Source organism: Candidatus Soleaferrea massiliensis AP7 (assembly GCF_000820765.1).
GTDB lineage: Bacteria > Bacillota > Clostridia > Oscillospirales > Ruminococcaceae > Soleaferrea > Soleaferrea massiliensis.
This window is the reverse complement of sequence record NZ_CCYH01000042.1, coordinates 19,931-34,973: the sequence shown is the minus strand read 5'-3', so window position 1 is coordinate 34,973 and position 15,043 is coordinate 19,931. Positions and strand designations below refer to the sequence as shown.

9 protein-coding genes and 1 riboswitch are annotated in these 15,043 nt (G+C 53.6%); of the genes, 8 read left to right on the top strand and 1 reads right to left on the bottom strand.

Going from position 1 to position 15,043, the window contains the following annotated elements:
• Positions 1 to 289: 289 nt before the first annotated feature.
• The 8 genes from BN348_RS10820 to BN348_RS10780 all read left to right on the top strand — a co-directional run bounded on the left by BN348_RS10820 (position 290) and on the right by BN348_RS10780 (position 13,588).
• Complete coding sequence (locus BN348_RS10820; protein ID WP_040198004.1) at positions 290 to 1,717, top strand: phospholipid carrier-dependent glycosyltransferase; 1,428 nt, start codon at positions 290 to 292, stop codon at positions 1,715 to 1,717.
• Between the two features lie 250 nt (positions 1,718 to 1,967).
• A complete protein-coding gene (locus BN348_RS10815) occupies positions 1,968 to 4,367 on the top strand; it encodes a glycogen/starch/alpha-glucan phosphorylase (protein ID WP_040198003.1) in 2,400 nt (799 codons plus the stop codon).
• A 239-nt stretch (positions 4,368 to 4,606) separates the two neighbouring features.
• Positions 4,607 to 6,409: an aspartate--tRNA ligase gene (gene aspS, locus BN348_RS10810; protein ID WP_040198002.1), complete on the top strand. Its 1,803-nt coding sequence runs from the start codon at positions 4,607 to 4,609 to the stop codon at positions 6,407 to 6,409.
• A gap of 1,104 nt (positions 6,410 to 7,513) precedes the next feature.
• Positions 7,514 to 7,616: riboswitch (SAM riboswitch) on the top strand.
• A 134-nt stretch (positions 7,617 to 7,750) separates the two neighbouring features.
• The gene (gene metK, locus BN348_RS10805) at positions 7,751 to 8,932 is read left to right on the top strand and encodes a methionine adenosyltransferase (RefSeq protein ID WP_040198001.1); all 1,182 of its coding nucleotides are present in this window, start codon (positions 7,751 to 7,753) and stop codon (positions 8,930 to 8,932) included.
• A 446-nt stretch (positions 8,933 to 9,378) separates the two neighbouring features.
• Positions 9,379 to 9,801: a GtrA family protein gene (locus BN348_RS10795; protein WP_040197998.1), complete on the top strand. Its 423-nt coding sequence runs from the start codon at positions 9,379 to 9,381 to the stop codon at positions 9,799 to 9,801.
• A gap of 20 nt (positions 9,802 to 9,821) precedes the next feature.
• Positions 9,822 to 11,381: an NAD(P)/FAD-dependent oxidoreductase gene (locus tag BN348_RS10790; protein ID WP_040197997.1), complete on the top strand. Its 1,560-nt coding sequence runs from the start codon at positions 9,822 to 9,824 to the stop codon at positions 11,379 to 11,381.
• Positions 11,382 to 11,718: 337 nt separating this feature from the next.
• Positions 11,719 to 12,909 carry an alanine racemase gene (gene alr, locus BN348_RS10785; protein ID WP_040197996.1) on the top strand — a complete coding sequence of 397 codons (1,191 nt, stop codon included), beginning with the start codon at positions 11,719 to 11,721 and terminating at the stop codon, positions 12,907 to 12,909.
• A gap of 64 nt (positions 12,910 to 12,973) precedes the next feature.
• Entirely contained in the window at positions 12,974 to 13,588 is a 615-nt protein-coding gene (locus BN348_RS10780) for a class I SAM-dependent methyltransferase (RefSeq protein ID WP_040197995.1), read from the top strand.
• 902 nt (positions 13,589 to 14,490) lie between these two features.
• On the opposite strand, the gene BN348_RS10770 is transcribed toward BN348_RS10780, so the two are convergent.
• The gene (locus tag BN348_RS10770; protein WP_040197993.1) at positions 14,491 to 14,838 is read right to left on the bottom strand and encodes an SLOG family protein; all 348 of its coding nucleotides are present in this window, start codon (positions 14,836 to 14,838) and stop codon (positions 14,491 to 14,493) included.
• Between the last annotated feature and the right edge of the window lie 205 nt (positions 14,839 to 15,043).

The window sequence follows — 15,043 nt, the reverse complement described above, 5'->3', positions numbered from 1 at the left end:
GGGGCGGCAGTCCCCTTGAACGGCCTTTTCTGGTTACTCTTTTGGCCGGCAAAAGTGTAACTGCCACCTTGCCAAGGCATCCTGGCAGTACCAAAGCGCCCCGCCGCGTTCCGGCGGAATATGATGACCCGTATCATAGCCACAATCCTGCGAAATAAAAAGATCATTCATCCGACGAAATCATTTGCCGGATGAATGATCTATTCAGCGCCCAACCGGCGCATCGATTCAGAATACAACATCCGCCGCGCAATACCGGCGGATGATCAGAAAAGGCGGTGCAGACAAGTTGCAGCAACCATCCTGGAGAAAACAATTATTCCGGTTCAGTCCCTATCTGCTGATTGCCGGCGCGATCCTGCTGAGTTTCATGCTGTTCAGCATCACGGCGGGATTCATGGAAATCACAGTGGCCTACAACACGGTGATGATCGCCTGCGCGGTCATCCTGATTGCGCTCGCGGTGGGCTTGTTCCTGCGCAAGCAGAAGCTGACCACGGCGCAGATCGTCATGATCCTGATGTTCATCGGCCTGCTGCTGCGCATCGTCTATATGCTGATGACGCCGTTCAACGAGCGCCAGCACGACCTTGGCAATCTCGACAACAACGGCCATCTGCAGTATATCTACAATCTGGCGAACTTCGGGAAGCTGCCGGACGGCTACGGCAACCAGTTCTACCATCCGCCGCTGAGCCATATGATCAGCGCGGCCGTCTACAACATCACATCGCTGTTTACGAGCTACATGAACGACATGTTCCAGGCCGTCAAGATGGTGCCCTGCTTCTTCTCTGCGGCCACCATGGTCGTCTGTTACAGGCTGTTTAAAGAATTCCGCATGTCCGACAGCGCGATACTGATCGCAATGGCGGTCGTCTGCCTGCATCCGACCTTTATGATCCTGTCCGCGAGCATCAACAACGACATGGCGATGATCTTCTTCTTCATGGTCGCCGTCCTCTACACCGTGAGATGGTACCAGAACCCGAGCTTTAAGAACATCCTGCTGCTGGGCGTGAGCATCGGCTGCTCGATGATGAGCAAAACCTCCGGCGCGATGATCGCGCTGTATACCGGCGTGATCTTTTTGATCGTGCTGGTCAAGGGCGTCCGGGCACGCCGGTTCGGCCGTCTCATCGGCCAGTTCGCAGCCTTCGGTGCAGTGGCGTTTCCGCTGGGGCTGTGGTACCCAATCCGCAATATGATCCTGTTCGGACAGCCGCTGAGCTATATTGCCGAAATCTCGCCAACCTCCGAATTGTTTGTCGGAAACGTCAGCTTTGTGGACCGTTTCCTGACATTCCCGGTGTCCGAAATCCTCCAAACGCCGTTCTGCCATCCGTTTGAGGATGCAAACCTTTGGACCTACACGGCTAAATGCTCTCTATTCGGCGAGTTTGAGTTCCCGGCCGACACCATCACGACAGTCTTTCTGCAGGTGCTGGTGTTCCTGAATGTCGCGCTGATCCTCTTTTCCCTGTACGCCATGGTCTATGTGCTGGTCAGGGATAAAAACCCGGACAATCGGTTTGGAAACTGGAGCATGTTCGCGATCTGGGCGATTCAGATCGTTTCCTTCATCTATTTCAACATCCAGTATCCGTTCGGCTGTACGATGGACTTCCGTTACATTGTGCCGACCGTTGTGACAGGAGCATTTTTCCTTGGAAGATATCTGCAGGCGAGGCGGGAAAACCGCCCTGTACGCGGGTAATCCTCCACAAAAAGTGTCCGCGAAAAAACACGTTTCTATCGTAAAATGAGATGCGTTCCCGGAAAACTTGCGAAATAGACCGATTCCATATATAATAGAAGCAGTATAAGCGGGTCCCGGGGGGAAAAGTCTGGTATGAACCGGAAAATGGCGGGAAACAATAATGGGATGGAATCGCTTTCCGCGGACAGGTTTGCGGTGCGGCAGAACGAAAAAGAACAACCAGCAAAATGAACATCGGAGGTCATATATGGGCAACATTTTCACGAAAGAAAACATCAAACATCATATTCATAACAAAATCACCGAGGAATTCGGCATCGACGTCAAAAACGCGTCGGATGAAATCTTCTACAGGGCCTGTGCGCTTGTGGTCCGGGATATCCTGGCCAAGAAGCGCAAGACACAGGTCGCGCGCACCGAGGCGAACGCCAAGAAAAAGGTCTATTATCTCTGCATGGAGTTCCTGATGGGCCGCTCGCTGCGCAACAACATCTACAATTTGGAGCTGCAGGACGCGTTCGGCGGCGCGCTCAAGGACTTCGGCGTCAACATCGACAACCTGTATGAGCTGGAGCCGGACGCGGGCCTTGGAAACGGCGGCCTTGGACGGCTTGCGGCCTGCTACCTGGACGGCATGGCGACCGACGGCTACACCGGCATGGGCTATTCGATCTGCTACCAGTTTGGCATCTTCAAACAGAAGTTCGTGGACGGCTGGCAGACCGAGACGCCGGACAACTGGCTGCCGGGCGGACAGGTCTGGCTGGTGCCGCGCGAGGACGCCGCGCATGAGGTCAAATTCGGCGGCGTGGTCGACGAGATGTGGGAGGACAACTACCACCATGTGCAGCACCGTGACTATCACACGGTCCGCGCCATCCCGTACGACATGTACGTGTCCGGCTACAAAACCGAGAGCGTCAGCCTGCTGCGGCTCTGGAAGGCATCCAGCCCGTTCTTCGATATGGAAGCGTTCAACCGCGGCGACTATGTCAACGCCGGCGGGCAGAGCTCGGCCGACGAGGCGATCAGCAAGGTGCTTTATCCAAACGACAACAATGTCGAGGGCAAGACCCTGCGCTTAAAGCAGCAGTATTTCCTGGTCAGTGCCTCGATCAACGATATCATCACCCATCATATGGAGACCTACGGCACGGTTGAAAACCTGCCGGAAAAGGTTGCGATCCACATCAACGACACCCATCCTTCGCTGGCGATCCCGGAGCTGATGCGCATCCTGCTGGATGACTGCGGCTATTCCTGGGACCGCTCCTGGGAGATTGTCACGCAGACCTTTGCCTACACAAACCACACGGTCATGCGCGAAGCGCTTGAAACCTGGAATGAGGACCTCTTCAGGGGCCTTCTGCCGCGCATCTACCAGATCATCCATGAGATCAACGAGCGCTATTGCAAGGACCTGTTTGAGAACCAGCATGTGAGCCTGAACCAGATTTCCCGTATGGCAGTGCTCGCGAACCACGAGGTGCGCATGGCGAACCTGAGCGTGATCGGCTCGCATTCGGTCAACGGCGTTTCCAAGCTGCATTCCGAAATCATCAAGGAGGATGTGTTCCACGACTTCTACACCGTGACGCCCCAGAAGTTCACGAACGTCACCAACGGAATCGCGACCCGCAGATGGCTGTATCAGGCCAACCCGGCGCTAACTGATTTTATCAGGGAGCTGATAGGCGACCGGTTTATCAAGGATGCATCCGAGCTTTCGAAGCTCAATAAATACCTTGACGACAAAGCGGTGCTCGAGCAGCTTGCCAAGGTCAAGAAGATCAACAAGGAGAACTTTGCGAAGCACATCCTTGACAAGACCGGCGTGAGCATCAACACCGATTCGATCTTCGATTCGCAGGTCAAGCGCCTGCACGAATACAAGCGGCAGCACCTGAACGCGCTGAACATCATCGCGCAGTACCAGTACCTCAAGGAGAACCCGAACGCCGATTTTGTTCCGAAGACCTACATCTTCGGCGCCAAGGCCGCGCCGGGATACTTCCTGGCGAAGCGCATCATCAAGCTGCTGTTCAACCTCGCAGGGGAGATTGAGAAAGATCCCATCATCCGCGAAAAGCTGCGGATTGTCTATCTGGAGGACTACAGCGTCACGCTGTCCGAGCTGCTGATGCCGGCCAGCGAGATCAGCGAACAGATCTCCCTGGCGGGAACCGAAGCTTCGGGAACCGGCAACATGAAGATGATGATCAACGGCGCGGTGACCATCGGTACGCTGGATGGCGCGAATGTCGAGATCAAGGATGCGGTCGGGGACGACAACATCATCATCTTCGGCATGACGACCGAGGAGGTCAACGAGCGCAAACGCCGCGGTTACTTTGCGAACGACATCTATCAGAACAATCCGGTCATCAAGCATGCGGTCGATCTGATGTACAGCGGTATCGGCGACTGCGCGTTCGGCGACGTGGCCGATTCGATCGCAAAATATGACCCGTATATGGTGCTGGCGGACTTCAACGCCTACCAGAACGCGCAGGCGTACGCGTCCAGCATCTATCCGGATATCCAGAAATGGCAGCGCATGTCGCTGGCGAACATCGCGGGCGCGGGCATCTTTTCCGCCGACCGCGCGGTGCGCGACTATGCCGAGAACATCTGGCACATGGATTAAACGGTTCACTGAGCCGGTAAACGGATCATTTCAAAACGGTCTGTGCGGCAGCGCCGCAGGACGCTTCGGATGCATGTTCATGCTGCCGATAAACAGATTATTTCCCATACGACCAAAAACAATGAAATCTGAAAGGGCTGGCCTTTGCCTGCGGCCCATGCCGGTTCGGCATGTTCGGTCCTGCGTGCGTGGCCGGCCCTTTTTGGCAATAAAAATCAATTTGGGGAGAGAAGAGAGCTATGGAAACCATGGAAGGACTTAAAAGAACCGCCTATTGCGGTGCATTCTCAAAGGAAAACGTCGGACAGACCGTCACGGTCTGCGGCTTCTGCCAGAAGGTGAGGAACCTTGGCAACCTGCTGTTCATCGATTTAAGGGACCGCAGCGGCATCCTGCAGCTGGCGTTCGACGACAGCTCCGACAGGGAGGTCTTCGAGAAGGCCGCGACGGTGCGCGCCGAGTTTGTGCTGATGGCCAAGGGCGTCGTGCGTGTGCGTGAATCGGTCAACAAGGAGATTCCGACCGGCGACATCGAGGTATTCGTCGAGGACCTGCGTATTCTGGCGAAGGCGCAGACCCCGCCGTTCGAGATCACCGATCAGACCAACGTCAAAGAGGAGCTGCGTTTAAAATACCGCTATCTCGACCTGCGGCGTTCCGAGATGCAGCACACGCTGCAGATGCGTCACAAGATCGTCAAGAAGGCGCGCGACTACTACGACCAGAACGGTTTCCTGGAGATTGAAACCCCGGTCCTGATCAAATCCACGCCGGAGGGCGCGCGCGATTATCTGGTTCCGTCCCGTGTGCATCCGGGCAAGTTCTTCGCGCTGCCGCAGTCGCCGCAGCTCTACAAGCAGCTTTTGATGCTGTCCGGCTATGACCGGTACATGCAGGTCGCGCGGTGCTTCCGCGATGAGGACCTGCGCGCCGACCGCCAGCCGGAGTTCACCCAGATCGACCTGGAGATGAGCTTTGTCGACGAGGACGACGTCATGGCGGTCAACGAGGGCTTCATGAAGGAGGTCTTCAAGGATATTCTGGATATCGACATCAAAACGCCGTTCCGCCGTATCCCGTACGAAGAGGCGATGAACCGGTATGGCAGCGACAAGCCGGATACCCGCTTTGGGCTGGAGCTTGTGGACCTGACCGACCTGCTGCAGGGAACCACCTTCAAGGTGTTTGCGGGCGCGATTGAAGGCGGCGGCAGCGTGCGCGCGATCAACGTCAAGAGCGCGGCATCGGTGCTGACCCGCAAGGAGGTCGACAAGCTGGTCGACTTTGTGAAGACCTATCAGGCCAAGGGCCTGGCCTTTACCCGCATGACCGATGAGAACGGAAGCTCCAGCTTTGAGAAATTCCTTTCTGAGAACGAGAAAAAATCCATCCGGGAACGCATGGGCGTGCAGGTTGGAGATGTTGTGCTGGTCGTGGCGGACGTCAAAAACAGCGTTGTTTTTGACGCGCTGGGCGCGCTGCGCTGTGAGCTGGCAAAACGGCTTGACCTGATCGACGAAAATATATTTGATCTGCTGTGGGTGACCGACTTCCCGCTCTTCGAGTATGACGAGGAGGAAGGCCGGTACGCGGCGAAGCATCATCCGTTCACCTGCCCGAAGCTTGAAGACCTCGATAAGCTTGAAACCCAGCCGGATCAGGTGCATGCCAGAGCATATGATATGGTGCTCAACGGCTGTGAGGTCGGCGGCGGCTCGATCCGAATCAACGATCCGGATCTGCAGCAGCGGATGTTTAAAGCGCTTGGGTTCACCGAAGAGCAGGCAAAGGAGCAGTTCGGCTTCCTGATCGACGCGTTCCAGTACGGCGCGCCGCCGCACGGCGGCATGGCCTATGGCCTTGACCGGCTTGTCATGCTGATGCTGAAGAAGGAATCCATCCGCGACGTCATCGCGTTCCCGAAGGTGCAGAATTCCAGCGAGCTGATGACCAGCTGTCCTTCTTCCGTGGAGGAAAAGAACCTCAAGGAGCTGAGTGTTCAGGTCCGTATAGAAGAAAAAGAAGAACGGCAGGTTCTGTGATAGATCGAAAAAAACTGGACAGCCAGGGCGGAATATTGGTATTCTGCCCTGGCTGTCCAGTTTTTCTGCTTAGCGGATTGGATTTTGCTGTTGCGCAGTGGCCCCCTATGACTTCGCTGCAGACTAGCGGCTTTCTTTTGTTCGTCAAGTGACACTTGGCAAAGTGGACGTTCTTCTTTGCGCGGCCAAAGAAGAACCAAGAAAGGCCGCCAAAGGGGGCATGCCGCTTCGGTAGAGAGAGAATGGACGTCATTCCCCCTTTGGAAACCCCCTCTGCCCGTCCGCACCATATTTAGGGCAAGGAAGCTCAGCGTTCGCTGGGTTCGCCCGTCCGTTATTCTGGCGGTTATATCTATATATTTCTGCTCGCCCTGTATTCCGAGTCCATCAGCATAATCATCTGCACTATGCTGTGTGGTAAAGGTTCCGTTTTATACTCTAAATAAACAAGGTGGTTGCCCGACTTGCCTGTCTAAGAGAGTTGAATCCCTGTAGATTCCCTGTAAGATGCCTCTTCGAAGATTACGTGATATATTCGTGACCGATGCAATCTATAAGAATCAATGTCAGTTCACGAACCAGCTAAGGTATTGGGGTACCATATGCACAACCTGTAACCGGAAAAGCGTCCGCTGCTAGCTATGCCCAACCACCCTGCCAAAAGCAAAACGCCGCCCGCAGACGGCCGAAGAGGATAGCGGGATATCAGAGGGGATTTTCAAGGGGGCCATCTTGCTAGGAGCGGCACTCTGCATGGCCCCCTTGAACGGCCTTTCTTGGTTACTTCTTTGGCCGCGCAAAGAAGTAACGACCACACTGCCAAGTGTCACTTGGCAAACAGCGTAGTATCGCTGAGCTTCAGCGATATGCCCCCTACCATGTGAAGGGTTCCTGACAAATTACATAAAACCATTGCGTAACAATGTGTGCATAACAGCGTGATCTGACGATGTTGCCAAGTATATCTGGCAGCATCGTCAAATCACACTATGCATATTTGACAAGCGGAAACAAATAATTTGTTTGCTGTTTCTTAAAACTCGTATACTTGACAGGTATATAGCCGGATGATAAAATATAGACACTATCAAAACTTTATAGACAACCTTATCGAGAGCGGCGGAGGGACTAGGCCCTGTGATGCCCGGCAACCTGTTTTTATAACAAGGTGCTAAATCCTACGGATTGTAAAACCGGAAGATGAGGATTTTTGCAGTGACAAACATCCGGCGAAAATCTCCGGATGTTTCTTTTTTTATAATGGATATCGTTGCCTTATTATGCATCCCGCACTGGGCGGGATCTGTTTTGATAAATTCATTGGCTAAAGGAGTACCATACATGAACAAACAGTTGTTTACATCCGAATCGGTGACCGAGGGACATCCGGACAAGATCTGCGACCAGATCTCCGACGCCGTGCTGGATGCGATTATTTCCAGGGATCCGCAGGCAAGGGTCGCCTGTGAAACGGTCGCCACCACCGGCATGATTTTAATCATGGGCGAAATCAGTACAAGCTGTTATGTCGACATCCCAAGCATCGCGCGCGGCGTCGTGCAGGATATCGGTTATGACCGCGCAAAATATGGGTTTGACTGCCATACCTGCAGTGTCCTGACCAGCATCGACGAACAGTCGCAGGATATCGCGCTGGGCGTCGACAATTCCCTGGAAGTCAAGGAGCAGGAATCCGGTTCCCAGATGACAGGGGCCGGCGACCAGGGCATGATGTTCGGCTATGCCTGCGATGAGACGCCCGAACTGATGCCGATGCCGATCTCCATGGCGCACAAGCTGGCGATGCAGCTCACCAGGGTCCGCAAGGACGGCACGCTTCCCTACCTGCGCCCGGATGGAAAGACACAGGTCACCGTCGAATACAAGGACGACCGGCCTGCGCGCATCGACGCGGTCGTCGTGTCCTCCCAGCACGATCCGGAAAAGAGCATCGAGGAGATTCGCAGCGATATCCTTCAATATGTGATCAAACCGATCATCCCGGCCGAATATCTGGATAGTCAGACCAAATATTTCATCAATCCGACCGGACGGTTTGCCATCGGCGGCCCGCAGGGCGACAGCGGACTGACCGGACGCAAGATCATCGTCGACACCTACGGCGGCTATGCGCGGCACGGCGGCGGCGCGTTCTCCGGCAAGGACCCGACCAAGGTGGACCGTTCCGGCGCCTACATGGCCCGCTACATCGCCAAGAACATCGTCGCGGCCGGGCTTGCCAGACGCTGCGAGGTGCAGCTTGCCTACGCCATCGGCGTCGCGCATCCGGTTTCGGTGATGGTGGACACCTTCTCCACCGGCAAAGTCGCCGATGAGCTGCTCGCCGACGCCGTCAAAAAGGTCTTTGACCTCCGGCCGGACGCGATCATTGAAAAGCTCGACCTGCGCCAGCCGATCTATCAGAAGCTTGCGGCTTACGGACATCTTGGAAGAGAAGATCTCGAGGTCCTCTGGGAAAAAACCGATATGGCCCATGTGCTGGCGGATGCTGTTCAGAAATAATATCAGAATATAAAAAGCGGCGGGAACTGTTTCATCGGCAGAGATCAAACAGCTTCCCGCCGCCTTTCTTTCGCATCTGAAGGAAGAATGCCTTCCCCTCCGAAGAAAGCGGCACTTTTTTTGCCATGTTGATTGCGGCTGCGGTCTGCAGATGGAGATGGTTGCCCGATCTCTCCCGTTTTCCGCAGATACGTTCCCTTAAGCTTCCTGCAAAAGGCCAACCGCCGGCCTGGATTCGGATGCAGATGCTGCCGCGTTCCCCATGTACACAGCGAATGCACACCGTTTCTTATGGATTTCCAAAAAGTCAAGATATTTCGCCATAAACTGTTCAGAACTCAACAATTGATGAAGGTGTGAAAATATGGTACAATTTAACGAGATATTTTAGCTGTATCGACAAAAATCATCTGATCATCCATCTCAAACCTGTAAGGGAGTCTATTATGAAACTGGACAAGACCAATCTAAAGGATTTGTTTTACGAGTTCTGCCGCTATCTGCTTGTCGGCGGACTTGCCACCCTGATCGATTTCGGCGTGCTGTTTGTCTGTCATGAATATCTGATCAAGGCGGACGGCATCGGCCTTTATATTTCCACTGCGCTTGGATTCACCGCGGGACTCATCTTCAACTATATCATGTCGCTGGTTTTCGTGTTCCGCAAACAGAAGGACAAAGGAAAGGGCCTCAAAGCCTTCCTGATCTTCCTGTTCGTCGGAATGGTGGGCCTGGTTCTGACCGAGCTGGGCATGTGGCTTGGCGTCAACCTGCTGCATTTCAACTATCTGCTGGTCAAGGTGTTTGTCACCGGCGCCGTCCTGCTGTGGAACTATCTGGGCAGAAAAATTTTGATATTTGAACGATAATCATCAAGGAGGCAACTGCCATGTCAAATAAAACGGCGGTCATCATCGGCGCGGGACCCGCGGGCCTGACTGCGGCTTACCGGCTGCTGACCGAAACGGATGTACATCCGATCATTCTGGAGGAAAGCGAATTCATCGGCGGCATCTCCCGCACGGCTGTTCACAACGGCAACCGCATGGATATCGGCGGGCACCGGTTCTTCTCGAAGAACGACGAGGTCATGAAGTTCTGGGCCGAGCTGATGCCGATCCAGGGAGCCGAAGCGCGGGACGACAAGTTGCTCGGCCGCGAAAAGCCGTTGATCGAGGGCGGCCCGGACCCGGAACAGGACGAAAACGTCATGCTGATCCGTACCCGCGTATCCCGCATCTTCTACCTGCGCAAATTCTTTGACTATCCGATTTCATTAAAATACCGCACCTTTGCGAATATGGGGCTTGGCCGCACCATGAAAGCCGGCTTCGGCGTGCTTGCCTGCACCGTCAAAAAGAGAAAGGTCCATTCCCTGGAGGACTTCTACATCAACCGCTTCGGCAAACCGCTGTACGAAATGTTCTTCGAGGACTACACCACCAAGCTCTGGGGTGTTCATCCCTCCAAAATCGCGCCGGACTGGGGCGCGCAGCGCGTTAAGGGGCTTTCCCTCTGGGGTGCGCTCGGCGCGGCGCTGACAAAACCGTTCAAACGAAAGAGCATCGATCAGAAGGATGTCGAAACCTCTTTGATCGAACAATATATCTATCCGAAAAAGGGACCCGGCCAGCTCTGGGAGCTGCTTGCCAAAAAAATCGAGGAGCGCGGCGGCGAGGTTCGCATGCAGTGCCGCGTGGACCACATCGATACAGCCGGAAACCGCGTGACCGGCGTCTCCTATACCGATGCGAACGGACAGCCGCATGAGCTGTCATGCGATTATCTGATCTCCTCGATGCCGGTAAAGGATTTGATATCCGGCATGGACGGCGTGCCCGAACGGGTGCAGTATGTCGCCGAAAATCTGCCGTACCGCGATTTCATCACGGTCGGCCTGCTGCTGAACAAGCTGAAAATCAAAAATGAAACAGAGATGAAAACCGTCGCCGGCATTGTTCCGGACTGCTGGATTTACATTCAGGAACGGGATGTGCGTCTTGGCCGCCTGCAGATTTTCAACAACTGGTCCCCGTACATGGTGGAAGATTTCAAGGATAAGGTCTGGGTCGGACTCGAATATTTCTGCAATGAAGGCGACGAGATGTGGAACGCATCGGATGAGGATTTTATCCGGTTCGCAATCGACGAGCTTGCCAAGATCGACATCATCGAACCCGCGGATGTTGTGGACAGCACCCGCCTGCGGGTCAAGAAAGCCTATCCCGCCTATTTCGGCACCTACGAAGAATTTGACAAGGTGCAGAGCTTCCTGGACGGATATGAAAACCTGTTCTGTGTGGGCCGGAACGGACAGCACCGCTACAACAACATGGATCATTCCATGCTGACCGCCTTCGAAACGGTCCGCGCCATCAAAAGCGGCTCGACCGACAAGCGGAAGGTCTGGAATGTCAACACCGAGGAAACCTATCACGAGGAGAAATAAACCCGCCGGCCAGCTGGTATCATCATGCTTCTTTTTGTATTGTATTCTATATGGTCCAACATAAATTTTCTGCAATCTCATCATAAACATCCATGTGCCTCCAACTATTTTGGAGGCACACTTTTAACGATTTTTATCTCCCCCTGCACATTGTCCGATGGAGGACCATGATTCTCATACCATCCGCATATCCTTAAAGTAGACCTTTCTCCCGGTTCGCTGTGCTTCTCCACATGAAAAGCACAGCCTTCATGACCAAAAGCTTCATTCTCCCTATTTCGTCGGCACAAATCCCCGCATTGCCATGCGGACTGATAAATGAAGAGGTGTATTTACATTGAACAGTTCCTTTGTGCACCGCACCTGGGCCGAAATCGACCTGGACCGGCTGCGTCGGAATATTGCGGTCTTTACTGAAAAGCTCAGCGGCGGCTGTCAGCTGATGGCCATCATCAAGGCGGATGCCTACGGCCACGGCGATGAATATGTCCTGCGGGAGCTGACGGACTCCGGCGTCAGCTGGCTGGGTGTGTCTAACATCGAAGAGGCCGTACATCTCCGCCGGTATGGAGCGAATCAGGATATCCTGATTCTTGGGTACACGCCGCCGGCAATGGCCGCATCCCTGGCCGAGCACCGTATCACCCAGGCGGTATTTTCCAGGGAATATGCCGAAGCGCTGTCGGATGAATGCGTTCGTACCGGTGTAACGGTCGACATTCATTTTAAGATCGATACCGGTATGACCCGCATCGGTTTTGTCGCGTCCGACGCGGGGATCCGCGATGAACTGAAGGACTGCATCGCACTTCCCGGCCTGCATCCGACCGGCGTGTTCACGCATTTTGCCGCCGCGGATGAGGAAAAGGGCGTCTCCTACACCCGGCTGCAGTTTGACCGGTTCATGGCGGTCTGCAGCATGCTTGAGGAGATGGGCTGCCGTCCGCTTATCCGGCACTGCTGCAACAGCGCCGGTATCCTCAGCTATCCCGGCATGCATCTGGATCTGGCCCGGCTTGGCATCTCGCTGTATGGGCTTTATCCGAGCGATGAAATGCGCAGCAGAACGCAGCTATACCCGGTGATGCAGCTGAAAACGGTCATCTCGCTGGTGAAGCGGGTGCCGAAGGGCTGTCCCATCAGCTATGGATGCACCTTCACGCCGGACCGGGATATCACCGTTGCAACAGTTCCCATCGGTTATGCGGACGGTTACAGCAGACTGCTTTCCAACCGCGGCGAGATGCTGCTGCACGGCAGACGCGTGCGGATTGCCGGCCGGGTCTGTATGGATCAGCTGATGCTGGATGTGACCGGCATCGACGCAAAGGCCGGCGACATTGTGACGGTATTCGGCGAGGATGACGGGGCATTCCTCCCGGTCGATGAGCTTGCCGGCATCTGCGGCACCATCAACTATGAGCTGGTCTGCGCGGTCAGCAAGCGCGTGCCGCGCGTCTATAAGAAGGACGGCAGAATCGTCGGCGTCTCCAACTATTTTGACCTTGTGACACCGGCACAGGACTAGAATGATCAGAAAAACCGGCTGACCGCCGGGTTTCCTGGGAAATTATCGGAAGGGATGGGTTCAGATGAATCCCTGGGAAGAAGTCCCTTTGCAGGACTATGAAGCGCATATGCAGCTTGACGATGTTTTTCAATTACAGACCCTGCATGGCATCATGCAGCGGCAGCTGGATGGCGATGCACGCCGTGTGATGATTCTGGGCGTCGCCGGCGGCAATGGGCTGGACCTGATCGATCCTGAAAGGCATGATATGGTGTATGGCGTCGATATCAATCAGGATTATCTCGATGTCTGCCGGAAGCGGTACGGTCATCTGGGAGCGCGGCTGGCCCTGCTGGAGCTGGATTTGACCGACCTGTCCATCTCTCTGCCCAAAGCGGACCTGATCATTGCCAACCTGTTCATCGAGTATATCGGCATTGACCGATTCGTTCGGCAGATGCAGAAGTCCGGTCCCTGCCGTGTTTCCTGCGTCATCCAGAAAAATCCGGATGAAAGCTTCGTCTCGGATTCTCCCTATCAAAGGTCTTTTTCCGGCATTGCGTCTGTCCATACGGACATAGAAGAGATGGATCTGACAAAGCAGCTTCTGCAGGCTGGATTTACAAATACTCTGCGGGAGGTATATCCGCTGCCGAATTGTAAGGCGCTGATCCGTTTGGATTACTGTGAAAAATAGCGCGTCGCATTGGTTGTCATACGCGGCGCTGCCTTTATGTACACGATAAAAGCCACCTAAAAGGCTGTACCCGCATGTCTCATGTGGGTACAGCCTTTTTTCGCTGTTTGCCAAGTGACACTTGGCTGTGTGGTCGTTGTTCCGCTGTTCCGCTGTGGTACAGCGGATTTTCTTTGTTTGCCAAGAGCCACTTGGCAATGTGGTCGTTACTTCTTTGCGCGGCCAAAGAAGTAACCAAGAAAGGCCGTTCAAGGGGGCCATACAGTGTGCCGCTTAGGGCCAGATGGCCCCCTTGAAAATCCCCTCTGATATTGGGATATCTATTTCGGCCGCCTGCGGGCGGCGTATTGCTTTTGGCAGGGTGGTTGGGCATAGCTAGCAGCGGACGCTTTCCCGGTTATGGTTTTCTCTCATGGTACCCCAATACCTTCGCTGGTTCGTGGACTGACATCAATTCTTGTAGACTGCATCGGTCACAAATATATCACGTAATCTTCGATTAGGCATCTTACGAATAATTCTACAGGGACTCAACTTTCTTAGACAGGCACGTCGGGCAACCACCCTGTTTATTTAAAGCACAAAACGGAACCTTTATCACACAGCATAGAATCAATCACATTGATGATGGATTCGGAATGCAGGGCGAGCGGATATACAGACTTAACCGTCAATGTTACGGACGTTCGAACCCAGCGAACGCTGTGCTTCTTTGCCCCGCTGAGAGACGGCCGGGCAGAGGGGGAATCCAAAGGGGGAATGACGTCCATACTCACTGTACCGAAGCGGCATGCCCCCTTTGGTGGCCTTTCTTGGTTCTTCTTTGGCCACGCAAAGAAGAACATCCACTTTGCCAAGTGATACTTGGTAAATAAGTTCAAGGAACTATTTTATAGTGCTTACTATCTGTATAACAACTCATTTGGAATACAGACAATAACTTCTTTGCCTATTTTCTGTGCATATTGTATGGTATAAGCTGTTCCCTTAGACTTACCGTCCCACACTGCAATCAAAAGATCGCAGTTCTGCACAATCAACTCATTCCTTTTTAGCGGTGCGGCTTTGCCATAACGTCTGTAATCGGGCAAAATAACAGTCAAAGTATAATGATTATTTTTTGCAAAGTTTTCAGCTAAACGATCAACACCTTTTGCACCGCCTGTAATAATTTCTGTAGTTCCACAAGGAATATAATCTGCAATATTGATAGTTGAAATGGTTCTGGAACCAATAATCGCTGTTTTCATATACTCACCTCGAAATTTTATGGACTCATTTTGGTTTCATAAATGTATTATAACATAAATTGGAGTTAAAATGAACCTATAATAGATTTAAATTAGGTGATTATATTGAAAAAGAATAATGTGAAGCATCTTTCACTTAGAATAGAACCAGAATTATTATATAAACTACGATATGTCGCTGCTTACTCAGGCCGTTCCGCAAACG